Origin of the sequence: Croceibacterium mercuriale (assembly GCF_000802385.1) — a bacterium.
Classification (GTDB): Bacteria; Pseudomonadota; Alphaproteobacteria; order Sphingomonadales; family Sphingomonadaceae; genus Croceibacterium; species Croceibacterium mercuriale.
The window spans coordinates 629,965-651,302 of record NZ_JTDN01000001.1; the positions used below are offsets into that span (position 1 = coordinate 629,965).

General features: G+C 67.2%; 24 protein-coding genes. 11 read left to right on the top strand and 13 right to left on the bottom strand.

Annotated features, from left to right (window positions below; genetic code table 11):
- Nucleotides 1–57: 57 nt before the first annotated feature.
- Nucleotides 58–477, top strand: a complete 420-nt coding sequence (rplQ, locus tag PK98_RS02870; protein WP_039094138.1) for a 50S ribosomal protein L17 — start codon at nt 58–60, stop codon at nt 475–477.
- Between the two features lie 253 nt (nt 478–730).
- Here the strand turns inward: rplQ and PK98_RS02875 are convergent, their stop codons facing one another.
- From PK98_RS02875 to dapF, 8 genes are all read right to left on the bottom strand, one after another.
- Entirely contained in the window at nt 731–922 is a 192-nt protein-coding gene (locus tag PK98_RS02875) for a hypothetical protein (RefSeq protein ID WP_039094140.1), read from the bottom strand.
- A gap of 66 nt (nt 923–988) precedes the next feature.
- Entirely contained in the window at nt 989–1,201 is a 213-nt protein-coding gene (locus tag PK98_RS02880) for a cold-shock protein (RefSeq protein ID WP_039094141.1), read from the bottom strand.
- A gap of 162 nt (nt 1,202–1,363) precedes the next feature.
- Nucleotides 1,364–1,978 (bottom strand): sugar O-acetyltransferase, encoded by a 615-nt coding sequence (locus PK98_RS02885; protein ID WP_052207958.1) that lies wholly within the window; start codon nt 1,976–1,978, stop codon nt 1,364–1,366.
- Nucleotides 1,969–2,274, bottom strand: coding sequence for a YdeI/OmpD-associated family protein (locus tag PK98_RS02890; protein WP_039094143.1), 306 nt, complete (start codon nt 2,272–2,274; stop codon nt 1,969–1,971). Before PK98_RS02890 ends, PK98_RS02885 begins: the two co-directional genes overlap by 10 nt.
- A 6-nt stretch (nt 2,275–2,280) precedes the next feature.
- Nucleotides 2,281–2,922 carry an inner membrane-spanning protein YciB gene (locus PK98_RS02895; protein ID WP_039094145.1) on the bottom strand — a complete coding sequence of 214 codons (642 nt, stop codon included), beginning with the start codon at nt 2,920–2,922 and terminating at the stop codon, nt 2,281–2,283.
- Nucleotides 2,922–3,845, bottom strand: coding sequence for a signal recognition particle-docking protein FtsY (ftsY, locus tag PK98_RS02900; RefSeq protein ID WP_039094147.1), 924 nt, complete (start codon nt 3,843–3,845; stop codon nt 2,922–2,924). Before ftsY ends, PK98_RS02895 begins: the two co-directional genes overlap by 1 nt.
- Nucleotides 3,842–5,014: a MiaB/RimO family radical SAM methylthiotransferase gene (locus tag PK98_RS02905; RefSeq protein WP_039094149.1), complete on the bottom strand. Its 1,173-nt coding sequence runs from the start codon at nt 5,012–5,014 to the stop codon at nt 3,842–3,844. Before PK98_RS02905 ends, ftsY begins: the two co-directional genes overlap by 4 nt.
- Nucleotides 5,011–5,832 (bottom strand): diaminopimelate epimerase, encoded by an 822-nt coding sequence (gene dapF / locus PK98_RS02910; protein WP_039094151.1) that lies wholly within the window; start codon nt 5,830–5,832, stop codon nt 5,011–5,013. Before dapF ends, PK98_RS02905 begins: the two co-directional genes overlap by 4 nt.
- 59 nt (nt 5,833–5,891) lie before the next feature.
- Between dapF and PK98_RS02915 the strand changes: the two genes are divergently transcribed.
- The 5 genes from PK98_RS02915 (at nt 5,892) to PK98_RS02935 (ending at nt 9,460) form a co-directional block, all read left to right on the top strand.
- Nucleotides 5,892–6,311, top strand: a complete 420-nt coding sequence (locus tag PK98_RS02915) for an EVE domain-containing protein (RefSeq protein WP_039094153.1) — start codon at nt 5,892–5,894, stop codon at nt 6,309–6,311.
- A gap of 82 nt (nt 6,312–6,393) precedes the next feature.
- Nucleotides 6,394–6,564, top strand: coding sequence for a CsbD family protein (locus tag PK98_RS02920; protein ID WP_039094155.1), 171 nt, complete (start codon nt 6,394–6,396; stop codon nt 6,562–6,564).
- A gap of 339 nt (nt 6,565–6,903) precedes the next feature.
- Nucleotides 6,904–8,010: a DUF2279 domain-containing protein gene (locus PK98_RS02925; protein ID WP_152608514.1), complete on the top strand. Its 1,107-nt coding sequence runs from the start codon at nt 6,904–6,906 to the stop codon at nt 8,008–8,010.
- An 83-nt stretch (nt 8,011–8,093) separates the two neighbouring features.
- On the top strand, nt 8,094–9,122 hold the full coding sequence (locus PK98_RS02930; RefSeq protein ID WP_152608515.1) for a hypothetical protein: 1,029 nt from the start codon (nt 8,094–8,096) through the stop codon (nt 9,120–9,122).
- Nucleotides 9,119–9,460, top strand: a complete 342-nt coding sequence (locus PK98_RS02935) for a hypothetical protein (protein WP_039094159.1) — start codon at nt 9,119–9,121, stop codon at nt 9,458–9,460. Before PK98_RS02930 ends, PK98_RS02935 begins: the two co-directional genes overlap by 4 nt.
- A 48-nt stretch (nt 9,461–9,508) precedes the next feature.
- Here PK98_RS02935 and PK98_RS02940 read toward each other — a convergent pair whose 3' ends face one another.
- Complete coding sequence (locus PK98_RS02940) at nt 9,509–10,903, bottom strand: M20/M25/M40 family metallo-hydrolase (RefSeq protein ID WP_039094161.1); 1,395 nt, start codon at nt 10,901–10,903, stop codon at nt 9,509–9,511.
- Nucleotides 10,904–11,033: 130 nt separating this feature from the next.
- Here PK98_RS02940 and PK98_RS02945 point away from each other — a divergent pair, with 130 nt between their 5' ends.
- The 4 genes from PK98_RS02945 to uvrA all read left to right on the top strand — a co-directional run bounded on the left by PK98_RS02945 (nt 11,034) and on the right by uvrA (nt 16,736).
- Complete coding sequence (locus PK98_RS02945; protein ID WP_039094163.1) at nt 11,034–11,393, top strand: hypothetical protein; 360 nt, start codon at nt 11,034–11,036, stop codon at nt 11,391–11,393.
- 45 nt (nt 11,394–11,438) lie between these two features.
- Nucleotides 11,439–11,759 carry a hypothetical protein gene (locus tag PK98_RS02950; protein ID WP_039094165.1) on the top strand — a complete coding sequence of 107 codons (321 nt, stop codon included), beginning with the start codon at nt 11,439–11,441 and terminating at the stop codon, nt 11,757–11,759.
- A gap of 59 nt (nt 11,760–11,818) precedes the next feature.
- Nucleotides 11,819–13,795 carry a TonB-dependent receptor plug domain-containing protein gene (locus PK98_RS02955; RefSeq protein WP_039094167.1) on the top strand — a complete coding sequence of 659 codons (1,977 nt, stop codon included), beginning with the start codon at nt 11,819–11,821 and terminating at the stop codon, nt 13,793–13,795.
- A gap of 103 nt (nt 13,796–13,898) precedes the next feature.
- Nucleotides 13,899–16,736, top strand: a complete 2,838-nt coding sequence (gene uvrA / locus PK98_RS02960) for an excinuclease ABC subunit UvrA (protein WP_039094169.1) — start codon at nt 13,899–13,901, stop codon at nt 16,734–16,736.
- A gap of 197 nt (nt 16,737–16,933) precedes the next feature.
- Here the strand turns inward: uvrA and PK98_RS02965 are convergent, their stop codons facing one another.
- The 3 genes from PK98_RS02965 to PK98_RS16645 all read right to left on the bottom strand — a co-directional run bounded on the left by PK98_RS02965 (nt 16,934) and on the right by PK98_RS16645 (nt 19,276).
- Nucleotides 16,934–17,200, bottom strand: coding sequence for a GIY-YIG nuclease family protein (locus PK98_RS02965; protein ID WP_039094171.1), 267 nt, complete (start codon nt 17,198–17,200; stop codon nt 16,934–16,936).
- Nucleotides 17,201–17,910: 710 nt separating this feature from the next.
- Complete coding sequence (locus PK98_RS17540; RefSeq protein WP_081996011.1) at nt 17,911–18,225, bottom strand: STAS-like domain-containing protein; 315 nt, start codon at nt 18,223–18,225, stop codon at nt 17,911–17,913.
- 4 nt (nt 18,226–18,229) lie between these two features.
- The gene (locus tag PK98_RS16645; protein ID WP_152608516.1) at nt 18,230–19,276 is read right to left on the bottom strand and encodes a hypothetical protein; all 1,047 of its coding nucleotides are present in this window, start codon (nt 19,274–19,276) and stop codon (nt 18,230–18,232) included.
- A gap of 143 nt (nt 19,277–19,419) precedes the next feature.
- On the opposite strand from PK98_RS16645, the gene PK98_RS15885 reads away from it, so the two are divergent.
- Nucleotides 19,420–20,658 carry a hypothetical protein gene (locus PK98_RS15885; RefSeq protein ID WP_052207961.1) on the top strand — a complete coding sequence of 413 codons (1,239 nt, stop codon included), beginning with the start codon at nt 19,420–19,422 and terminating at the stop codon, nt 20,656–20,658.
- Between the two features lie 42 nt (nt 20,659–20,700).
- Here PK98_RS15885 and PK98_RS16220 read toward each other — a convergent pair whose 3' ends face one another.
- Complete coding sequence (locus PK98_RS16220; protein ID WP_200884964.1) at nt 20,701–21,165, bottom strand: septal ring lytic transglycosylase RlpA family protein; 465 nt, start codon at nt 21,163–21,165, stop codon at nt 20,701–20,703.
- Between the last annotated feature and the right edge of the window lie 173 nt (nt 21,166–21,338).

Genomic DNA, 21,338 nt, shown 5'->3' on the forward strand with positions numbered 1-21,338 from the left:
ATCCGAACCAGGACCGGGGTACCTCACACGGCCCCCTTACGAACGGAGCACCAAATCATGCGTCATGGCATTTCCGGCCGCAAGCTGCAGCGCAAGTCCGGCCACCGCGCCGCCCTGCTGCGCAACATGGCCGCTGCGCTGATCAAGCACGAGCAGATCAAGACCACCACGCCCAAGGCGAAGGAACTGCGCCCCTATGTCGAGAAGCTGATCACGCTGGCGAAGCGTGGCGGCCTGTCGAACCGTCGTCTGGCACATTCGCGCCTGATGGACGACACGCAGGAGCGCAAGCTGTTCGAAGTGCTGGCCGAGCGTTACGCCGGCCGCGAGGGTGGCTATGTCCGCATCATCAAGGCCGGCTTCCGCGCCAGCGACGCGGCACCGATCGCCTATATCGAGCTGGTTGATCGTGACGTGTCTGCCAAGGGCCAGGATAGCGGCCCGGTGCAGACCGAGGACGAATACGAAGAAGCCTGAGCCAGGGCTTCGACCGATACCGAAAGGGGCGCCCGCAACGGCGCCCCTTTTTCGTTGGCCTCACTGCAAGTCGGGACGACCGCCGCCGGGTGGCCCTGTAGCGGCGGGTGATACCACCCGCTGTTCTCCACGCACCCTGAGCCTGTCGATGGATGACCAGCCTGACGCCAGTCCTTCCCGGCGGCGGCCCGGACGCACAAAAAAGGCCGGCTCCAAATGGAACCAGCCTGCATCTCTTCCGAAAGGAGATCGGTTATTCGGAGGGGGTTGCCGCGATCTTGCGGTCTTCGCGCTGCTTGGTCACGCGCTCGGCGGAAGCAGCCATCGTCTCGAAGGCAGCAACGGAGCGCAGTGCACGGTCGCGCACATTATCGAGAACGGCCGCGCCGGCCTCTTCACGAGCCTTGGCCGCCTGCGCACGGTAGAAGATAGCGTCCTGGGCCATGGATCGTCCTTGTGGTCGAAGACCGCCGCGCAGGTCATCCCTGCGCGGCGGTCATCCGGTTGAGGGTTAGTCAGCCGCTTCGAGGTTGACCGCGCTGGTCTTGCCGCGACGGTCCTGCTCCAGCTCGTAACGCACGCGCTGCTCCTGCTTCAGCGTGGTCATGCCGGCGCGCTCGACGGCGCTGATGTGGACGAACGCATCGGCGCCCTGACCATCGGGAGCAATGAAGCCATAGCCCTTGTCGGCGTTGAAGAACTTGACGGTTCCGGTAAAGCTCATGGTATTTCCTTCTTTGTTGAACGTCGGCTCCGCGTGAGACGACGAGTGCGCGAGGGCAGGGAAAGAAGGAAGAAAGGAGCCGCAAAGCGCCGATAGACCGTCTATATGCGACTGTAGCAACACTCATATGGGCCTGATGCGCGGGTTGCGCAACCCCCGCATCTAAATGCGCTTTTCCGCCGCTCGTGCATCATCGGCCGGCACCAGCGGCCGGTCACTCTCTGCCAGCGCGCGTATCACCCGGCACGGATTGCCCGCTGCAAGAACGCTAGGCGGTATGTCGCGCGTCACCACGCTGCCGGCGCCGATCACGCTGCCCGATCCGATCGTCACCCCCGGCAGGATCAGCGCGCCGGCACCGACCCATACATCGGACCCGATGATCACCGGCCGGCCATATTCCTGCTGCCGGCGCAGCGCCGCATCCAGCGGGTGCATGGGCGTCAGCACCTGCACGCCCGGGCCGAACATCGTGTAGTCGCCGATCGTCACGGGGCAGACGTCCAGGACGGTGCAGTTGAAGTTGAAGAACACCCGCTGCCCCAGCGTGATGTTGGATCCGTAATCGCAGAAGAACGGCGGCTGGATCCACACGCTGTCCCCGCCGGCGCCGAAGATCCGCCGGCACAGGTCGCGCCGCAGCGTCTCCTCCTCTTCGGCGGAGGCGTTCAGCTGCCGGCACAGGGCGCGCACGGCGTTGCGGCGGGCCACCAGCTCCGGGTCGAGCGCGTCGTACAGCTCGCCGCGCACCATCCGGTCGTGCTCCGTCACCGCCATTCCTTGTCGACCAGCACCGCCTGCTGCCAGCGGCCCGGCGCCTTGTCGGTGCGGTGGATGCACCCCTGCCAGCAACACGGCCGCCTGCGCCCCTCCAGCAGCTCCTCCGCCAGCCGCACGCTGCGGCGCCGGCGCGTGGCGATCTGCCTGGCATCCTCGACCCAGCAGATGAATTCGTTGCGCCCCAGCGGCGTCAGCGCGGTCCACAGGGGCAGGAGGTCGGGCCGGTCTTCCAGCATCGCCCGCAGATCATCGGGCAGCTGGTGCACCGTGCCTGCAGGGATGTCGCCGGCCACGTCCGCTCACTCCACCGGCGGGTTCTGCGGCACCTGTTCCTCCGCGCCGGTGGCCAGGCCATGCCGCAGCAGCATGGGCAGCTGGGTGAAGGTGAACAGGAAGCTCAGCGGCATGAACAGCCACAGCTTGGCGGCCAGCCACGCCTCGAAACTGAGCGCGTAGGTCAGCGCGATGTTCAATCCCGCCAGCAGCAGGAAGAACAGCCCCCAGTTGCGCGACAGCTTCAGCCAGCCCTCGTCGCTCAGCCCGTCGAACGCGGCCTCCAGCAGCATCTTCAGCAGCGCCTTGCCGCGGCGCCAGCCCAGCAGCAGCGCGATGCCGAACCCGAGATAGATGATCGTCGGCTTCCACTGAATGAAACGCTGGTCCTGGAAATAGATGGTCAGGGCGCCGAAGCCCACGATCAGCGCTGTGGACAGCGCCAGCATCGGGCTGATCTTGCCCAGCCGCCACTTGCTGACCGCCAGCGCCACCAGCGATGCGACGATGAACGCGGCCGTGCTCTTCACCACCGCCAGGATCTCGCCCGCGGCATCCTCGCCGGTGGGGGAGAAGTGGCGATAGGCCAGGAAGAACACCACCAGCGGCCCGTAATCGACCGCCACGTTGATCCAGCCGGATTTCGCCTTGGGCCTGCTCTCGGTCATTACGCCACCCCCGCGATCACACGCGCCACCAGGTCGGGATCGAACGGGCGTAGATCGTCCAGCGTCTCGCCCACGCCGATCGCGTGGATCGGCAGGCCGTACTGCTCGGCAGCCGCCACCAGCACGCCGCCGCGTGCGGTGCCGTCCAGCTTGGTCATGATCAGGCCCGTCACCCCGGCTACCTCGCGGAACACGTCGATCTGGTTCAGCGCATTCTGCCCGTTGGTGGCGTCCAGCACCAGCACCACGTCATGCGGGGCGGCGGGGTTCAGCCGGCCCAGCACGCGGCGGATCTTGGCCAGTTCGTCCATCAGCTCGCGCTTGTTCTGCAACCGGCCGGCCGTATCCACGATCAGCGCGTCGATGCCGGTATCGGTCGCCCGCTTCACCGCGTCGAACACCACGCTGGCCGGGTCGCCGCCTTCGGGCCCGCGCACCAGCGGCACGCCGATCCGGTCCGCCCACACGCCCAGCTGGCCGATCGCCGCCGCACGGAAGGTGTCGCCGGCGGCCAGCAGCACGCCATAATCCTCTTCCTGGAACAGGTGTGCCAGCTTGGCGATGGTGGTGGTCTTGCCGCTGCCGTTCACGCCGATCACCAGCACCACCTGGGGGCGGGGGAAGGCGGTCACCTCCAGCGGCTTGGCCACCGGGCGCAGGATGGCGGCGATCTCCTCCGCCACCGCTTCCTTCAGCTCGCGCTCGGTCATGCTCAGGCCGAACCGCTTGTCGGACAGGCGCCGCCGGATGCGGCCGGCGGCGGCGGGGCCGAGGTCGGACAGGATCAGCGCGTCCTCCACCTCGTCCAGCGTGGCGTCGTCCAGCCTGGCCGTGCCGACCACGCCTGCCAGATTGCCGCCCAACCGTTCGGAGGTCTTGCGGAACGCGCCCAGCAGCCGCTCGCTCCAGCCCGCATCACTCATCGCAACAATCCTTCTTGTATCACCTGCGGCACCACCCGCACCAACGTGCCCGGCGCCGTGTCCGCGGGCAGGGCGACCCGCGCGAAATTGCCCGCATGGCCGGTGCCGTCCCGCTCCGCCAGCACGTCCAGCTCCTGCCCGATCAGCGTCTCCAGCCACGCCTCGCGCACCTGCGCCACCCGGCGGCGCAGTTCGGCCGCGCGGGCCTTCACCACCGGCGCCGGTACCTGCGGCATCCGCGCAGCCGGTGTGCCGGGGCGCGGGGAGTAGGGGAACACATGGCCGTGCACGATGCCCAGTTCTTCCACGATCGACAGGTTGGCGGCGTGCATCGCGTCATCCTCCGTGGGGAAGCCGGCAATCAGGTCAGCGCCCAGCGCCAGTTCCGGCCGGCGCGCGCGCAAGGTCTGCACCAGCCGCACGGCATCCGCCCGGCTGTGCCGCCGCTTCATCCGCTTCAGCACCAGGTCGTGCCCGTGCTGCAGGGACAGGTGCAGATGCGGCATGACCCGCGCCTCGCCTGCCAGCAGTTCCAGCAGCAGGCCGTCGATCTCGACCCCGTCCAGTGAGGACAGCCGCAGCCGCGCCAGCTGCGGGAAGGCCTCCAGCACCGCCGCCACCAGCACGCCCAGCGCCGGCGCTTCCGGCAGATCACGCCCCCAGCTGGTCAGGTCCACGCCCGTCAGCACGATTTCCGCCGCGCCGCGCGCAAGGTCGCGCTCCACCTCGCGCAGCACCTCTGTCACCGCCAAGGACCGGCTCGGACCACGCCCCTGCGGGATCACGCAGAAGGTGCAGGCATGGTCGCACCCGTTCTGCACCGCGACGAAGCCGCGCGAATGCAGCGGCTGCACCGGCCCCGCGCGCGCGGCCACGTTCCAGCTGCGCGCATCCAGCTTGGCGGCATTGGCGATCAGCCCGTCCACCTCCGGCATGCCGGCGATGGCGTCGCGCTCCACTTCCGCCGCGCAGCCGGTCACCAGCAGGCGCGCATCGGGCCGCGCCCGCCGCGCCCGGCGGATCGCCTGCCGCGTCTGGCGCACCGCCTCAGCCGTCACGGCGCAGCTGTTGATCACCACCAGATCATCCGCGCCCGCCAGCAGCCCGCGCATCCGTTCCGCCTCCGCCAGGTTCAGCCGGCAACCGAGGCTGATGATCTCGATGCTCAAAGATAATCGCCCCAGTCGAACGATCCGCGATAGGACTCCGCCGCCGGCCCGGCCATGCTGATCCGCCCGTCCGCGCCCCAGCCGATCCGCAGGGTACCGCCGGGCAGGGCGACCTCGACCTCGCGCTCCACCAGCCCGCGCCGCATGGCCGCGACAGCGGTGGCGCAGGCGCCGGTGCCGCAGGCGCGTGTCAGGCCCGCGCCGCGCTCCCATACGCGCAGGCGGATGCGTGCCCGGTCCACCACCGTCGCCACATTGACGTTGATCCGTTCGGGGAACAGCGGATCGGCCTCGATCCGCGGGCCCAGTCGCGCCAGCGGTACCGCATCGCAATCGGGCACGAAAAACACGACATGCGGGTTGCCCACGTTCACGCAGGTCGGCTTCTCCAGCCCGTCCCACCCGACCGGCAGCGCCAGGGTGTCCAGCGGGTAGGCCAGCGGGATCGTGTCCCACTCTGTGCGCGGCACACCCATGTCCACGCGGAACTCCGCGCCATCCGCCTCCGCCGCGATCAGGCCCGCGCCGGTTTCCATCGTAACCCGCTGCAGGCCGTCATCCGCCACCCGCAGCGCCACCGCGCGCATCGCATTGCCGCAGGCGGCCACTTCGCTGCCGTCGGCATTGAAGATCCGCACCTTCAGGTCGGCGACCTGGCTCGGCTCCAGCAGCAGCAGCTGGTCGCAGCCGATGCCGGTCTGCCGGTCCGCCAGTGCCCGTACCGTGCCCGCATGCAGCGGCGGCAGGGCACCACCGCGCGCATCCAGCACGACGAAATCATTGCCCAGTCCGTGCATCTTGGTGAAGGAAGCGCGCATCGCCTGCCACCTAATGAGCAGAAGGGGGCAGGGCAATCATTCAAGGAGCGTACCTCGCCATGTCCAAGCGCCTGTGGCTGTTGAAGTCGGAACCGGAAGCTTTCGGCTGGGACGATCTGGTGCGTGACGGGGACACGCTGTGGGACGGCGTGCGCAACCACCGCGCGGCCAACAATCTGCGCGCCATGCAAGTGGGCGACCGTGCCTTCTTCTACCATTCGGTCACCGGCAAGGAGATCGTCGGCATCATGGAGGTGGCGGAAGCCGGGCTGATGGACTCGGACGATCCGAAATGGGCCAGCGTCCGCGTCACCCCGGTGACGCCGCTCGCCCGCCCGGTCACCCTGGCGGAGGTGAAGGCGGAGCCGGCGCTTGCCGAGATGGAGCTGGTACGCCTGTCGCGCCTTTCCGTGGGGGAGGTCACGCAGGACCACTGGGACCGGATCATCGCCATGAGCAAGCAGCAGGAAGAGGGCTGATCCGGAACCGCACCGGGCCCGCAACGTTACTAATGTTAAGCGCGGCACTCTCCGGTGCCGCCCAACAGAGAAGGACACCATCATGGGTGAATTCATCGACAAGGCCAAGGGTGCCGTCAACGAACTGGTCGGCAATGCCAAGCAGGCTTCCAACGATCCGGCGACCCGCAGCGAAGGCGTCGCGCAGGAGAAGAAGGGCGAGGCCCAGAACCTGAAGGGTTCGGTCAAGGGCGCGCTGGGCGACAAGGTCTGACGCCAACGGCCTGACGTAATCGTCACGCGAACGGGGCTGCTCCATAGCGGGGCGGCCCTTTTCGTATGTGCCGTGGCCGCGCGATTTCACTTGGGCGAAGGTTTACGGGTTGTTAACCTGTGCCCATGCAACCCGCTATCGCCCGGCACTGGCTCCGCACCCTCCTCCCCGCAGGTGCCTCCTGTCCCGCGGCAGATGCGGCAGCGGCGCAGCCCGGCCGGTCCATGCTGCGGCAGGTGATCACCACCTACAGCGGCGGCCTTGCCGCGACCTTGGCGTTTATCGCCTGATCAGGCTAAGCCGCCGGGCAATGCCCAGATACCTCAGGAAAACCGACCTTTGACCTGCAAGCCCGGCGTGTTCCTCGCCGCTCTCCCCGTTGCCGCCATGCTGTCCGCGCTCCCCGCGCAGGCCGGCGACCTGGCTCTCGCGACCGACCTCGCCACCATTACGACACAGGCGCCGGCGCTTGCCGGCTGGCGCCTGCCGTCGGCCGCGACGGACCTGTCGCGCATCACGGCCGAACCTGCCTCCGCCTTCACCCAGGCGGGCACCGACGATGGCGACGCCGCGCTCGACACCATCACCAGCGACCCCGTTCCCCGGCGGGAAACCTACGGCCCGCGGGATGCCGCCGCCGCCGCGCGCTGGGCGGACCCCGATACCGGCGGGCAGCGGCTCAGCTTCGCGTCCCAGGCCGATGCGGTGAAGTACGAATTCGGCGCGGTCATGCTGTTCTACACCGCCACCAACGGGGCCAAGCTGTTCGAGGACCCGACCTGGCCGCACGGTCAGGTGGAAGGGTGGTTCGGCCGCGACACCAACAATATGGGTGTGGACAAGCTGGCCCACGCCTACAGCTCCTACGTCATCGCCGAACTGCTGCACCACCGCCTGCGCCGCAAGACGGGGGAGGCGCCCGGCATCCAGTACACCGCCGCCGCGCTGGCCTTCGGCGCGATGGCCTATACCGAGTTTTGGGACTCGATCGAATCCAGCGGCGGCTGGTCGTGGGAGGACGTGACCTTCAACGCGCTCGGCGCCGGCTTCTCCGCCCTGCGCAACTCCGTCCCGGGGCTGGACGAGAAGCTTGACTACCGGCTGATGATCCAGCCGCAGGAAGGCCGCTACCGTCTGTCCGGCAAGAAGCATTTCGAGGCGCAGTGGCACTTCTTCGCGCTCAAGCTCGCCGGGTTCGAAGGCTTGCGCGAGACACCCTTGCGCTATCTCGAACTGGATCTCGGCTACCGGGCGGAGGATTTTACCAATCCTGATCGCGAGGCCGGCATCCGGCCCAAGCGCCACGTCTTCGTCGGCGTCAGCCTCAATTTCAGCGAGATCGTGCGCCGGTTCGCCGGCGGCAACCGCTACGGCCGCGCCGCCGCCAGCGCGCTGGAATACATCCAGCCGCCCTACACCATGCTCAGCACCAACATCACGGAGTAGGGCAAGGGCGCCGGCCGCAGCAAACCGGCTTGCACCCGGGCGCCGACTGGCGGATGATGCGGCCGAACCCCCGGGGGCCGACCATGCGCAACCCAACTCTGCTGCTCGTTCCAGTGCTGGTCCTCCTGCTGCCCGGCTGCGCCACGCGGCAGGCGGTGCTCGTCACCGACACGCGCGAATTCGTCACCGCCGGGCGGGAGGCGGGCGACCGGGCCGCCAGCTTCTTCGACGAGGCCCACCGCCGCCAGCTGGAGGCGAACGCCATCCTGGTCGCGTCCGAACCCTCCTGCTTGTGGGGCCCGGCCATAGAATTGCGGACCGACTTCACCGCCGGAGACAGCCTGTGCCTGTCCGATGCGGAGCTGGCCGCCGGCGCCCCGTCCACGACCTACAGCCTGCGCCCGATCGACCCGCGCGCCGCGAAAGGGGCCATGCAGCTGATCGGCGCGCTCGGCGCCTATCTCGGCGAACTGTCGCAGCTCACGCCGGAGACGGAGCCGCAGTTCACCGTTGCAGTCAGTGATGCCGCCAACGCGCTCGACCTGCTTGCATCGCTGCTGGCACCCGCCGGCGACGAACCGCCCGATCTGGTCGGCGCAGCCGGGCCGGTGGCGGAGCTGGCCGACTATTTCGCTGCCATCGCGCAGACGCGCGGGCAGGGCGATGCCGTCGCCCGCACCGTGCGCGAACGCGGCCCTGCCTTCGACCGGGCGGTGATCGCACTCGCCGCGCAGATGCAGGCCTGGCGCATCGGCGTGGTCGGCACTGCGGATCAGGTCGCCGCCAACGCGCAACTGCAGGTCGCCAATCGCAACCTGGCGCAGCTGCAGGATTTCGAGGCCCGCCGTGCCGTGCTGCTCCAGCTGATCGAGCAAGGCGAGCAGCAATCCGCCGCCGCCGCCGCCTATGACGAAGCCGCCGCCCTGCTGCGCGACATCACCGCGCAGCATGCCGGGCTGGTGCAGCTCGCCGGGAACCAGCCCACCAGCGAACAGCAGCTGCGCATCCGGCGCGAAGGCGGCCGGCAGGTGCTCGGCCTGCTCGACCGGCTGGCACGGATCGGCGCCTCCCCGCTGCCGGGGCTGCTCGGGATCGGGACCCTGCTGCCATGACCACGCTTGTCGACGTGCTGACCTCTGCCGCCACCCTCGGCGCCGCGCTGTTCGAAGGCGCCAACAACCGCCGCTTCGACGCCAAGGTGCGCGCCGCCTTCACCACCGACGCGCTGATGATCGTCTCCGCCACGCAGGCCCTCGCGATCAGCCCCGCCCACGGTCAGGACAGCGCGGCGTACGACCCGGTGAAGCAGGAGGTGGAGGAGGCCCTCACCGCCATCCGCGCCGCCATCCCCGGCGAGCCCGCCACCATCCACGCCGCGCGGCTGGAGGCGGTGCAGGCGGCCGAGGCGCTGAAACGCGCCACGGTGAAGCCCGGCATCTCGGTCGCCTGACGTTCTGTCCGGCCCATCACCGGCAGGGAGCGTACCCCCGGCCGGCCCTCATTCCGCATAGGCCTTCACCAGCGCATACAGGAACCGCCGGCCGTCCATCACGGACTTCACCCGCAGCCGCTCGTTCAACCCGTGGACCCCGTTATTGTCGGGATCGCGGAACAAGCCGGTGACGCCATAGGTCGGAATGCCCGCCGGCGTCAGCGCGACGGCATCGGTCGCGCCCGGCGCTAGGTACGGCACCACGGGCACGCCCGGCCACACCGCCTCCGCCGCCGCCCGCGCCGGCGCCAGCAATGCCTCGGTCACCGGCGCCGGCTCCATCGGGCGCCAGGTGCCGACCGCCTCGACCGCAACCTCCGGATCGTCGACCGCCGCGACCAGCGCGGCCAGCACCGCGGCCTGGTCGACCCCCGGCAAGACCCGGCAGTTGATGTGCGCCCGCGCCCGTTGCGGCAGGGCGTTGGGCGCATGGCCGCCGGTCAGCATGGTGGCGACGCAAGTCGTGCGCAGCATCGTATGCCATGACGGGTTGGCGCTCAGCAGCCGGTCAGCCTCCCCGTCGCCGGGATCGGCCACCAGCCGCCGCATGGCCGCGCCGGCCTCTCCGCCGACGACATCGGCCATCTGCGTGAAATAGGCGCGATTGGCATCGATGAACTGCACTGGAAATTCGTGGTGGCCGATCCGGTCCAGCGCGCGCGCCAGGCTGTAGATCGCGTTGTCCGGCCGCGGCACGCTGGAATGGCCGCCGGGGTTGGTGACCTCCAGCTGGAAGCTCATCACCACCTTCTGCGCCGCCTGGAAGGTCTGCGCCACCGGCACGCCATCGGCCGTCAGCTCGCCATAGCCGCCCTCGTTCAGCGCCATGCCGGCATCGATCAGGTCGCGCTGGTGTTCGACCAGCCAGCTGGCGCCGTTCACGAAGCCGCTGCCTTCCTCGCCGCAGGTCAGCGCCAGCTTCACCGTGCGGCGCGGGCGATGGCCTTCTTCGGCGAAGCGCAGCAGGGTGTCGATCCAGATGGCGTTCTGTGCCTTCATGTCCGCGACCCCCCGGCCGTAGAACACGCCATCCTCCTCGAACAGGGTGAACGGATCGCGCGTCCAGTCCTCCCGCCGGGCGTTGACCACGTCCAGGTGACCGACCAGCAGCAGCGGCGCGGCGCCTGCGTCGGTGCCGGGGTAAGTCGCCACCACGATGCCGGCCTTGGCATCCTCCTCCGGGACGAAGACGTGGACGTCCTCTGCCGGCAGCCCGCCTTCGCGCAGGCGTTGCGCGGTCAGCTCGGCCAGCGGGGTGCACGATCCGCTCTCCGCGCTGGTGTCGATCGCCACCGCCTCGGTCAGCAGCGCCCGGAACTCCGCTTCGCCTCGTGCCGCCGCTGCCGGCGCGCCCGGCAGCCCCGTCGCCAGCAGGAACGCGCTCGCAAGAATATGCCGCATGACCTGCCTAATCCCCCTGCAATCGCCAGGCGCAACTTCCCGGCCGACAGGGCCGTTTGTCAAGCCGCCGCGCCGGTTTATGGCAGGCATCCCTGCCGCATGCGGAGCACAGCCGGAACGAATGTCTGCGATGCCGCCACTTTCCGCCGCCGACCGGGCCGCGCTGCAGCAGGAATGGCTGGCGCTGACCCGCCACGATCTCCCTGCGCTTGCCGCCGCGCGCGGATGGCCGATCGCGCTCGACCATTGCTTCGCCCGGGTGTTGCTCGACAATGCGGTGGGCGGCTGCTGGTACGACGCCATCCCCCGCCGCCCCGCCTACCGTCACGCCACGGACGCCCAGCTGACCGCGGCGGTCGCCCTCGCGCGCGCCGCGCGGGACGGCGCGCTGGACCTGCCCGCCGCCAATGCCCGCTCGCTGCAATGGCGCCGGGCACGGAACGGCCCGCGACAAGCCGCCACCCGCGATCGCGCAGGATCGCTGATCTGACAGAGGTTCTGGGCCTTGGCGCCGAACTGGGCTAAGGGCTGCCGCATGCACCGCATCGTCCGTCTCCTGCTCGCGATCGCGGTGCTCTGGTGCGGCCTCCACCTGTCCCCGGCGGAGGCCGATGGCGGTGTCTGGACAGAGGCGGGTGCTGTCGCGCACGCCCGCTCCGTCGATCATGCCGGTGACGGTCACCCGCAGGCCGATCTCGTGCATGGATGTCACAATCATTGCCCGGTCGCACCGGCGGTCGGCTCCGGGCCGGCCATCGGCACCCGGCACCTCGTTCGGGTGTTGCTCTGGGCCTTGCCCACCTGGGCGCTGACCTCCGCTGCACAGGCGCCGCCGATCGAGCCGCCTGCCGCCTGAGCACTGCAAGCCGCAGGCATCGCGCCTGCTTGCTGACATCGTGCTCAGGAGTTCAAGGATTGACCATCACGTTTCGTCGCGCCCTGCTGGTGGGCGCATCATTGCTCATGCCCGCCGCCGCCTTCGCCCAGACCGTTCCGCCCGACCCCGGCGGAGCAGTGGAGGGAGAGGACGAGATCATCGTCCAGGCGACCCGGTCCAACCGCCGTGTGCAGGACGAGCCCGTCCGGGTCGAAGTGATCGCCCGCGAGGAGATCGAGGAGAAGATCCTCATGCGGCCCGGCAACATCGCAACGATCCTCAGCGAGACCGGCGGTTTGCGCGTGCAGATCACCTCTCCCGCGCTCGGCTCGGCCAACGTCCGGGTGCAGGGGATGGAAGGCCGTTATACCCAGCTGCTCGCGGACGGGCTGCCGCTCTATGGCGGGCAGGCATCGTCCCTCGGTCTGCTGCAGATCCCGCCCACCGATCTCGGCCAGGTGGAGGTCATCAAGGGGGCGGCCTCCGCGCTCTACGGTCCGTCGGCGCTTGCCGGGGTGATCAACCTGGTATCGCGCCGGCCGGGCGACATGCCGGAGGCGGAGACCCTGCTCAATGCCACCTCGCGCAATGGCCAGGACGTCACCGTCTATGCCGCCGCGCCGCTGGGCGGCGGCATCGGCGGGTCGATCACCGGGGGCTACCATCGTCAGGCGCGCAAGGATCTCGATGATGATGGCTGGGTGGACATGCCGGGCTACGACAGGTGGACGGTACGGCCGCGCCTGTTCTGGGAAGGGGCCAATGGTGCGCAGGTCTTCCTGACGGCCGGCGCGATGACCGAACGACGGCGCGGTGGAACGCTGGAAGGGCGGACGGTCGCCGACGGCAGTGCCTTTCCCCAGGCGCAGGATACCGACCGCTTTGATGTCGGTCTGGTCGCCGAGGCGCCCGTCGGGGATGGCGTGACCATGCATCTGCGCGGCTCGGGCATGACCCAGACCCACCGGCACCTGTTTGGCGACATCGTGGAAGATGACCGGCACGGCACCGCCTTTGCGGAGGCATCCGTGTCGGGGATGGCCGGCGGCACGGCGTGGATCGGCGGGGTGGCCTTCCAGCGCGACACCTTCCGGTCGCGGACCTTCCCGGTCTTCGATTATGCCTACGATGTGCCGGGGGTGTTCGGCCAGCTGGAACGGGACCTTTCCCCGGACCTCACGATAGCCGGCAGCGCCAGGATCGACTTTCATGACGAGTTCGGCACCCGGGTCAGCCCGCGCCTGTCGCTGCTCTACCGGCCGGGCTTCTGGACCGTCCGGCTGTCGGGCGGCCGCGGGTTCTACGCACCAACCCCGTTCGTGGAGGAGATCGAGGCGGCGGGGTTGTCGCGGCTGAGCCCCCTCGACCGTCTCCGGGCGGAAACGGCCACGAATGCCTCGGTCGATCTTGGCTACCGCCGCGGGCCGCTGGAGGCGAACATCACCGTGTTCGGCGCCGACATGCGCAACAGCACCGAACTGGTGCCGGTCGACACCGGCAACGGGGCAGGGCGGGTCCGGCTCGTCAATGTCCCGGGCACCACCCGGACGCGGGGGACGGAGCTGCTGCTCCGTTACCGCTGGCAGGACCTCACGGTGACCGGCAGCTACGTCTATGTCGATGCTGAGGAGGGCAACCCCGATGGATCAGGACGCAGGCCCGTGCCGCTCACCCCCAGGCACACGGCCGGACTTGTCGCCATGTGGGAGCAGCACGACAAGGGCCGGCTCGGGCTCGAGATCTACTACACCGGCCACCAGTCCCTGGACGACAATCCGTATCGCACACGCTCGCGCGCCTATCTCGACCTCGGCCTGATGGGCGAGATCGCAGTCGGCAAGGCGCGCCTGTTCCTTAATGCGGAGAACATCCTCGGCATCCGACAGACCAGGTACGATCCGCTGCTCAGACCGGTCCGGGCCGCCGACGGACGCTGGACGGTCGATGCCTGGGCGCCGCTCGAAGGCTTCGTCCTGAACGGCGGCGCACGCTTCCGCTTCGGCGGGCCCGGGTAGCGGCTCGCGCGGATCGGGGGCTGGTTCCGGAAAGTGCGGGATCAGCCCCGGTCGGCCGCGCGTCCGCCTTGCACCCGGAACGGGGCGCGAACATATACGCGCCATGAGTCTTACCCAGATTTCCGTCCGCGGCGCCCGAGAGCACAACCTCAAGGGCATCGACATCGACCTGCCGCGCGATGCGCTGATCGTCATCACCGGCCTCAGCGGCTCCGGCAAGTCGAGCCTCGCCTTCGACACGATCTACGCCGAAGGGCAGCGCCGCTACGTCGAGAGCCTGAGCGCCTATGCGCGGCAGTTCCTGGAGATGATGCAGAAGCCCGATGTGGAGCATATCGAGGGCCTCAGCCCCGCCATCTCCATCGAGCAGAAGACCACCAGCCGCAACCCGCGCTCCACCGTCGCCACCGTGACGGAGATCTACGACTACATGCGCCTGCTGTGGGCCCGCATCGGCACCCCCTACAGCCCGACCACCGGCCTGCCGATCGAGGCGCAGACCGTGTCCAACATGGTCGACCGCGTGATGGCCCTGCCGGAAGGCACGCGCCTCTACCTCCTCGCCCCCGTGGTCCGGGCCCGCAAGGGCGAGTACCGCAAGGAACTGGCCGAATGGCAGAAGGCCGGCTTCACCCGCGTCCGCATCGATGGCGAGCTGTACGAGATCGAGCAGGCCCCGGCGCTCGACAAGAAGTTCAAGCATGACCTGGAGGTCGTGGTCGACCGGATCGCCGTGCGCGAAGGGATCGAGACGCGCCTGGCCGACAGTTTCGAGACCGCGCTGAAACTCGCCGACGGCCTCGCCTATGTCGAGCCGGCGGACGGGCAGGGGGACCGCATCACCTTCTCCGAACGCTTCGCCTGCCCGGTCAGCGGCTTCACCATCGAGGAGATCGAGCCCCGCCTGTTCTCCTTCAACGCCCCGCAAGGCGCCTGCGCCACCTGCGACGGGCTGGGGGAGAAGCAGCTGTTCGACCCGCAGCTGGTCGTCCCCAACGAAGGGCTCAGCCTGAAGCAGGGCGCCATCGTGCCCTGGGCCAAGTCCAACCCGCCATCGCCCTACTACATGCAGGTCCTCGCCAGCCTGGCCGCGCATTACGGCTTCGACCTCGCCACCCCGTGGGACCAGCTCTCGGCCGAGCACCAGCACGCCATCCTGCACGGCACCGGCGGCAAGAAGGTCCCGCTCACCTTCAAGGACGGCCGCAAGAGCTACACCGTGGACAAGGCGTTCGAGGGCGTCATCGGCAACCTCAACCGCCGCATGCTGCAGACCGAATCCGCCTGGATGCGCGAGGAGCTGCAACGCTACCAGACCGCGCAGCCGTGCGAGACCTGCCACGGCAAGCGCCTCAACGACAAGGCGCTGGCGGTGAAGGTCGCCAACGAGGACATCGCCACCCCCGTCCGCTTCTCCGTCAGCAACGCGCTCGCCTGGTTCACCGACCTGCCGCAGAAGCTGACCGACACGCAGAACCAGATCGCCAAGGCCATCCTGAAGGAGATCAACGAGCGGCTCGGCTTCCTCGACAATGTCGGCCTCGACTACCTCAACCTCGACCGCACCTCGGGCACCCTGTCCGGCGGCGAGAGCCAGCGCATCCGCCTCGCGTCGCAGATCGGCAGCGGCCTTTCCGGCGTGCTCTACGTGCTGGACGAACCCTCCATCGGCCTGCACCAGCGCGACAATGACCGCCTGCTCGAAACGCTGAAGCGCCTGCGCGACCTCGGCAATACCGTCATCGTGGTCGAGCATGACGAGGATGCCATCCGCACCGCCGACCATGTGGTCGATCTCGGCCCCGGCGCCGGCGTCCATGGGGGCGAGATCGTGGCGCAGGGCACGCTCAAGCAGATCCTGAAGAGCAAGCGCTCGCTCACCGCCGCCTACCTCAACGGCACCCGCAAGATCGAGGTGCCGGGCAAGCGGCGCAAGGGCAACGGCAAGCAGATCACCGTCCACAATGCCCGCGCCAACAACCTCAAGGGCGTGACCGCCTCCATCCCGCTGGGCACCTTTACCTGCATCACGGGCGTGTCGGGCTCGGGCAAGTCCTCCTTCACTATCGACACGCTGCAGGCCGGCGCCAGCCGCCAGCTCAACGGTGCGCGCATCCTGGCCGGCGCGCATGACAAGATCACCGGGCTGCAGCATTGCGACAAGGTGATCGAGATCGACCAGTCGCCCATCGGCCGCACCCCGCGCAGCAACCCGGCCACCTATACCGGCAGCTTCACCCTGATCCGCGACTGGTTCGCCGGCCTGCCGGAATCGCAGGCCCGCGGCTACAAGCCCGGCCGCTTCTCCTTCAACGTGAAGGGCGGCCGGTGCGAGGCGTGCCAGGGCGACGGCCTGCTCAAGATCGAGATGCACTTCCTGCCCGACGTGTACGTCACCTGCGAGGAATGCCACGGCCGCCGCTACAACCGCGAAACGCTGGAGGTGAAGTTCAAGGGCCTGTCCATCGCGGACGTGCTGGACATGAACGTCGAGGATGCGGAGGAGTTCTTCAAGGCCGTCCCCCCCATCCGCGACCGGATGCACATGCTGAACGAGGTGGGCCTGGGCTACGTCAAGGTCGGCCAGCAGGCGACCACGCTCTCGGGCGGCGAGGCGCAGCGCGTGAAACTGGCCAAGGAACTCGCCCGCCGCTCCACCGGGCAGACGCTGTACATCCTCGACGAGCCGACCACCGGCCTGCATTTCGAGGATGTGCGCAAGCTGCTGGAAGTCCTCCACCGCCTGGTGGAGCAGGGCAATTCCGTGGTGGTGATCGAGCACAATCTCGACGTCATCAAGACCGCCGACTGGATCATCGACCTCGGCCCCGAAGGCGGCGTCCGCGGCGGCGAGATCGTCGCCGAAGGCACGCCCGAACAGGTGGTGAAGGTGGAACGCAGCTACACCGGCCAGTACCTGGCGCCGCTGCTGCTGAAGTAGCGCCACACCAATCCTCCCCATCGCAAGATGGGGAGGGGGACCGCCCGGCGCAGCCGGGTGGTGGAGGGGTTTGGCGCAACGAACCATTGCCGTCGCCCCTGCGCAGGCAGGGGCCCAGATAAGCCCTCCACCGTGTACGGCATCGAAGTTGGAGAGCTCAGCTACGCGCCTGCCTCCGCAGGGGCGACGGCCGAGCGCTACGCCAGCACATCCTCAAACAGATCCCGCCACTCCGGATTACCCGCCCGGATCAACCGCAACTTCCACTGCCGCTTCCAGGCCTTCACCTGCTTCTCCCGCCGGATCGCCTCCTCGATCCCCTCATGCCGCTCGACATAGACCAGCCGCGGGCACCCATGCTCCTTGCAGAACACGGACCCACGCCCCTCCCGATGCTGCATCACGCGCGCCGCAATGGCGGCGGTCACCCCGACATACAGCGTCCCATGCGCCCCGGGCGCCATTTAGTTCTTTGACCCTGATTACCGTGAGGATTGCGGCGGGTCGTAGAACGGAGCGAAGAGGGGATTGTTATTAGCCGACCATGCGTGAAGGATGCCGTTCGCGCGGAAATAGCTTTGCCGGGAAGAGGCGGCGCGAGCCCTGGATCTACTCGGAGCCTAAGTATAACGGGTAACTTGGTCGCGGGATCATTTGCTATTTATAGCGACTCTTTGAAGTTCTTCTGCAAGTACGTTCTGACAATATGCTTCGACTTCAAAGCATTGGTCCATTCAAAGTAACACCTGTCAAGCAGCATCTTGAGACGCGCTGACGATACCGAAAGCTCTGAATGCCATCCAGGAAGATCGATTTGCTTCCGGAAATCGGTCGTTTCGAAGTATGATCCCGACACGCATTTGCGAAAGTCAACTAACGCATCAGAACCTTTGAACTTCACGCCACAGGACTCGATCATAAAGATATAGTGAGAAATGAGCGAGAGGTCAGCCTTTATGCGAGCTGACAGATAACCGATGTGATCGCGATTGCTTTCGGAATAGTAATCGCGCGAATCCTCTGTGACTGATTCAACAATGCCAATTGTGATCTCAATCAGCTTTCTCGTGTCTTTCCGGAACTCCAGTTTCAGCGCGTTGCGGTAAACTACGTACCAGCCAGCTATTACTAGAATGGCAGGAACCGTGAGCTTTATGAAATCCGTCACAGCTATTTACGTATTTTGAATGTATGACCAAATTTCGCTTTTTAGCGACCGATCAAAAGAAACGAACTTTAAACTTTCTTTTAAAAACGGAACAGACATGGCGTGTTTCCGAACTAATCCGCCGAACGCCTCATCCAGGAATGACGAGCCGTAAGATATCGCGTCGTCTAACTCAACCTGTACGACTTTTCCCGCCTTCAACGGGGCAAGCAGAAACTTCTCTCGGAAAGCCTCACCGGAAAATGCGCTATCAATCGGCGTCCGACCTGACGGAAACCGTGAGAACTGTCGACCGATGTTGATATTCACAGTCTCTGTCATCCTACTAACCCAATGGCACGACCCAAGAAATTACGGTGCCGAAAATACTTTCGTTATACTCAAAGCTCCTTTCAGAATTGGTTTCTCGGCTCCATGATACCGCTCCTTTGTTGCTGAGAATGGTTACACTATCAGCGTTCAAATCACGTAATTCATGCCAAATCTGAGGCAGGCCTTTGCCTCGATGCGCCTCGCCGGTACTAGACGCACCCAGTTTGATAGCGCCTCGAATTGCGCGGCAATCCCGGCCTTGCCCGACTATTCCGTCATAAAGCCTACTAAGGGCACTAGGTTCCATTTTCAACGGGAGGGAGTTGGGGATTCCGATGCCAAGGTCGCAAACTACGACGGTAAGCCTTTCGTCTCGTTCTTGAGAGAACATCCACCATCGCTTGTGGCCCATGCGTTTCGTACCTGTTCCGCGAGGCGCGACGTAGGCGTGAAGGGCACTGTTTCCCAATGCTTCAGAAATACTCTTCCACATGCCTTTGCGCAGATTACCCGCTAGCTTACCTTCAAACTGCTCAAACGCCCGTGTTGTCTGATGATTAATCCGCTCGCCTGTCGCAAACCGCCAATGACGGACGTTCTCAGCTTTATCAGCGTCTTCAACTTCAAGCGCGACGCCGCAAATTTCCGCTATCCCGATTTGGTTTAACACAGCATTGATGGTTGGCACCTCGGAGTTCACAATCTTTACATCAAAGAGCTGCTCCGAGATCCGCTTCGCTCGATCGAGCTCTGCAGTCAGGAGCAAACCTCCTGTTGGGTGTATGTGTTGAGTATCAGAAAAGTCAAGGATGGCTTTCATCTCACGGTCTATAATGGACTTTCTAATTTGATTAAAGAACTTCGAGTTTTGTCTCCGGTTTGATTTTCCTTGCACGTTGATGGCGTGCGGAGCTTTTATCACATAACGATCTTGAGTGTAGGGCCAGGCAGATCGAAGATTCTTAACTTTAATCTTGCGCTGAGATGCAGTTCGCCGACGCAATCTCTTATTGATCATAGGGCCTAAACGTTGATCGCGATGTTTGAGGCTGAGCTTCATACCAGTATGGGTAGACAGCTAGTTGATCGGGTCAACGGCTTGCCCGTCACTTTGCACAGAACGCACATACTTTCCTACAGCCCCCCACATAGCATACCTGCCTCGATCACCGGCGCCCGCGCGCCCACGACCAAAGGTGATCCATGGCCTCCCACCCGCACCCCGCTCCGCATGCCAGCACCAGCACCTACACCGAACAGCCCCCGCGCCACCCGGCGCTCGGGCCCATCCCGGAGAAGTGCATCGGCATTGACGAGATCGACCGCATCCACGCCCCCAACGCCTTCGAGCGGGAGCTGAAGCTGCGGGCGGAGGTGGCGGAGTATCGCCGCTCGGTCGGCCTGGACGCACCCGCACCCGCCGCGCACACCCCCGCCACGCAGCGCGGCCTGTCGCATGATGCCGGACGTGGCTGGGTGCCGGGCGACCGCGACATCGGCCTGCCCGACGATCGGCTGCCGCGCATCTCCTCGCAGCAGGACGACATGTGGGATCCCGCGCTGACGGAGGAGGAGAACGATCACGCCTGGCGTTACACACAGTGGCGGGAGGCGGAGGCGCGCGCGCAGGTGGCCTTCGCCGCGCTGTGGCCCGGGCTGGAGGATGCCGCCACCAACCAGCTCACGCCCGAACGGCAGGTGCAGTTCCTCTCCGCGCTGGCCACCAACGGCAATGTGCGTAGCGCCTGCGCGGCGGTCGGCACCTCGGCGCACACCGCCTACAAGCTGCGCCGGCGCGATCCGCTGTTCGCGCGCGGCTGGGCCGGGGCGCAGGCGGCGGCGCGGGTGCATGTGGAGGCGGTGATCCACGACCGTGCGCTGAACGGGATCGAGGAGCCGGTGCTCTATCGCGGGGAGGTCGTCGCCACCCGTCGCCGCTACGACAACCGCCTGCTGCTGGCGCTGGCCGGGCGGCTGGACAAGGCGGCCGAGGACCCGCGCATCGCGGCGGACGAGGCCGGGCTGGATGCGCTGCTCGCCGCCATCGCCGGTGACGCGCCCACCCGCGCCGCCACGCCCCGCGCCACCTGGTGCGCCAATGCGGCGGCCAAGGCGGGCGCGGCATGGGAGCAGGCGACGGACGAGGAGGAGCCGGAGGACCCGGAGATCGTCGCCCTGCAGGCCGCCCGCCTGTCCCGTGCCGCCGCGCTCGTCAGTGCGAAGGAGCAGGCCGGCGCCGAATGGGACAAGGACGCCACCGCGCTCCACGCCCGGGTGGACGGCTTGGCGGCGCCGGAGGTGAAGGGGGAGCCAGAGGCGGGCCTGCGGCCGGATCCAGGGATCGGGAAGGCGCTGAAGGCCGCCCTCCTGCACAGTGCAACCCCTGTCACCCCCCATGCCGTGTCACCGGCCCGGTGCGAACCCAGGATCACGCGGATGTAGCGGGGAGAAGAAGGGCAGGGCGCCATGCCCCGCCACCGGCGCTCAGCTGTCGAGCAGCGCCAGCTGCACGCGGCCCGATCCGGCGCGGCGCAGGCCGATCCGCTCTGCGGCGGCGGAGGACAGGTCGATCACGCGGTTGCCATGGAACGGACCACGATCATTGATCCGCACGACGACGGATTCGCCGCGATGGCTCACCCGCACCATGCTGCCGAACGGCAGCGTGCGATGGGCGGCGGTCAGTTCGGACGGATTGAACGCCTCGCCACTGGCGGTCGGCCGGCCGGCCAGGCCCGGGCCGTACCAGCTGGCCACGCCGCCATCGATCGGGTCGCCATTCTCGGCGATCTCGGCGGAAATATCGTCGGCGATCTGGAACCGGGGTTCGGCCGGATCGTACTCGACATACTCGGCTGGCAGAGGCTGCGCGACCTCGGTCGCGTTCAGCGGACTGAGTGCTGTGCCGGTAGCCGTCAGGGCTGCCAGGGCCAGTGCGATCCGCTTCATGTTTGTCATCCCGTCCATCCACGGACTGGATACGGTGCATGATCGCTGGCGGTAACCCCATCAGCCTCCGCCGGCCCCGTCCTCGGCTCCACTCGTCCCTTTCGCCGGAACGTTCGCGCAGGCTCGGAATCAGCCCGTCGCGGGGATCGTTCGGCTCGCCGCTACGGCTCCCG

Bases quoted from the DNA above. Each gene is read 5' to 3' on its own strand.
- rplQ (WP_039094138.1), top strand. From the start codon at position 58: ATGCGTCATGGCATTTCCGGCCGCAAGCTGCAGCGCAAGTCCGGCCAC.
- PK98_RS02875 (WP_039094140.1), bottom strand. From the start codon at position 922: ATGGCCCAGGACGCTATCTTCTACCGTGCGCAGGCGGCCAAGGCTCGT.
- PK98_RS02880 (WP_039094141.1), bottom strand. From the start codon at position 1,201: ATGAGCTTTACCGGAACCGTCAAGTTCTTCAACGCCGACAAGGGCTAT.
- PK98_RS02885 (WP_052207958.1), bottom strand. From the start codon at position 1,978: ATGGCGGTGACGGAGCACGACCGGATGGTGCGCGGCGAGCTGTACGAC.
- PK98_RS02895 (WP_039094145.1), bottom strand. From the start codon at position 2,922: ATGACCGAGAGCAGGCCCAAGGCGAAATCCGGCTGGATCAACGTGGCG.
- ftsY (WP_039094147.1), bottom strand. From the start codon at position 3,845: ATGAGTGATGCGGGCTGGAGCGAGCGGCTGCTGGGCGCGTTCCGCAAG.
- dapF (WP_039094151.1), bottom strand. From the start codon at position 5,832: ATGCGCGCTTCCTTCACCAAGATGCACGGACTGGGCAATGATTTCGTC.
- PK98_RS02915 (WP_039094153.1), top strand. From the start codon at position 5,892: ATGTCCAAGCGCCTGTGGCTGTTGAAGTCGGAACCGGAAGCTTTCGGC.
- PK98_RS02920 (WP_039094155.1), top strand. From the start codon at position 6,394: ATGGGTGAATTCATCGACAAGGCCAAGGGTGCCGTCAACGAACTGGTC.
- PK98_RS02930 (WP_152608515.1), top strand. From the start codon at position 8,094: ATGCGCAACCCAACTCTGCTGCTCGTTCCAGTGCTGGTCCTCCTGCTG.
- PK98_RS02935 (WP_039094159.1), top strand. From the start codon at position 9,119: ATGACCACGCTTGTCGACGTGCTGACCTCTGCCGCCACCCTCGGCGCC.
- PK98_RS02940 (WP_039094161.1), bottom strand. From the start codon at position 10,903: ATGCGGCATATTCTTGCGAGCGCGTTCCTGCTGGCGACGGGGCTGCCG.
- PK98_RS02945 (WP_039094163.1), top strand. From the start codon at position 11,034: ATGCCGCCACTTTCCGCCGCCGACCGGGCCGCGCTGCAGCAGGAATGG.
- PK98_RS02950 (WP_039094165.1), top strand. From the start codon at position 11,439: ATGCACCGCATCGTCCGTCTCCTGCTCGCGATCGCGGTGCTCTGGTGC.
- uvrA (WP_039094169.1), top strand. From the start codon at position 13,899: ATGAGTCTTACCCAGATTTCCGTCCGCGGCGCCCGAGAGCACAACCTC.
- PK98_RS02965 (WP_039094171.1), bottom strand. From the start codon at position 17,200: ATGGCGCCCGGGGCGCATGGGACGCTGTATGTCGGGGTGACCGCCGCC.
- PK98_RS17540 (WP_081996011.1), bottom strand. From the start codon at position 18,225: ATGACAGAGACTGTGAATATCAACATCGGTCGACAGTTCTCACGGTTT.
- PK98_RS16645 (WP_152608516.1), bottom strand. From the start codon at position 19,276: ATGAAGCTCAGCCTCAAACATCGCGATCAACGTTTAGGCCCTATGATC.
- PK98_RS15885 (WP_052207961.1), top strand. From the start codon at position 19,420: ATGGCCTCCCACCCGCACCCCGCTCCGCATGCCAGCACCAGCACCTAC.
- PK98_RS16220 (WP_200884964.1), bottom strand. From the start codon at position 21,165: ATGAAGCGGATCGCACTGGCCCTGGCAGCCCTGACGGCTACCGGCACA.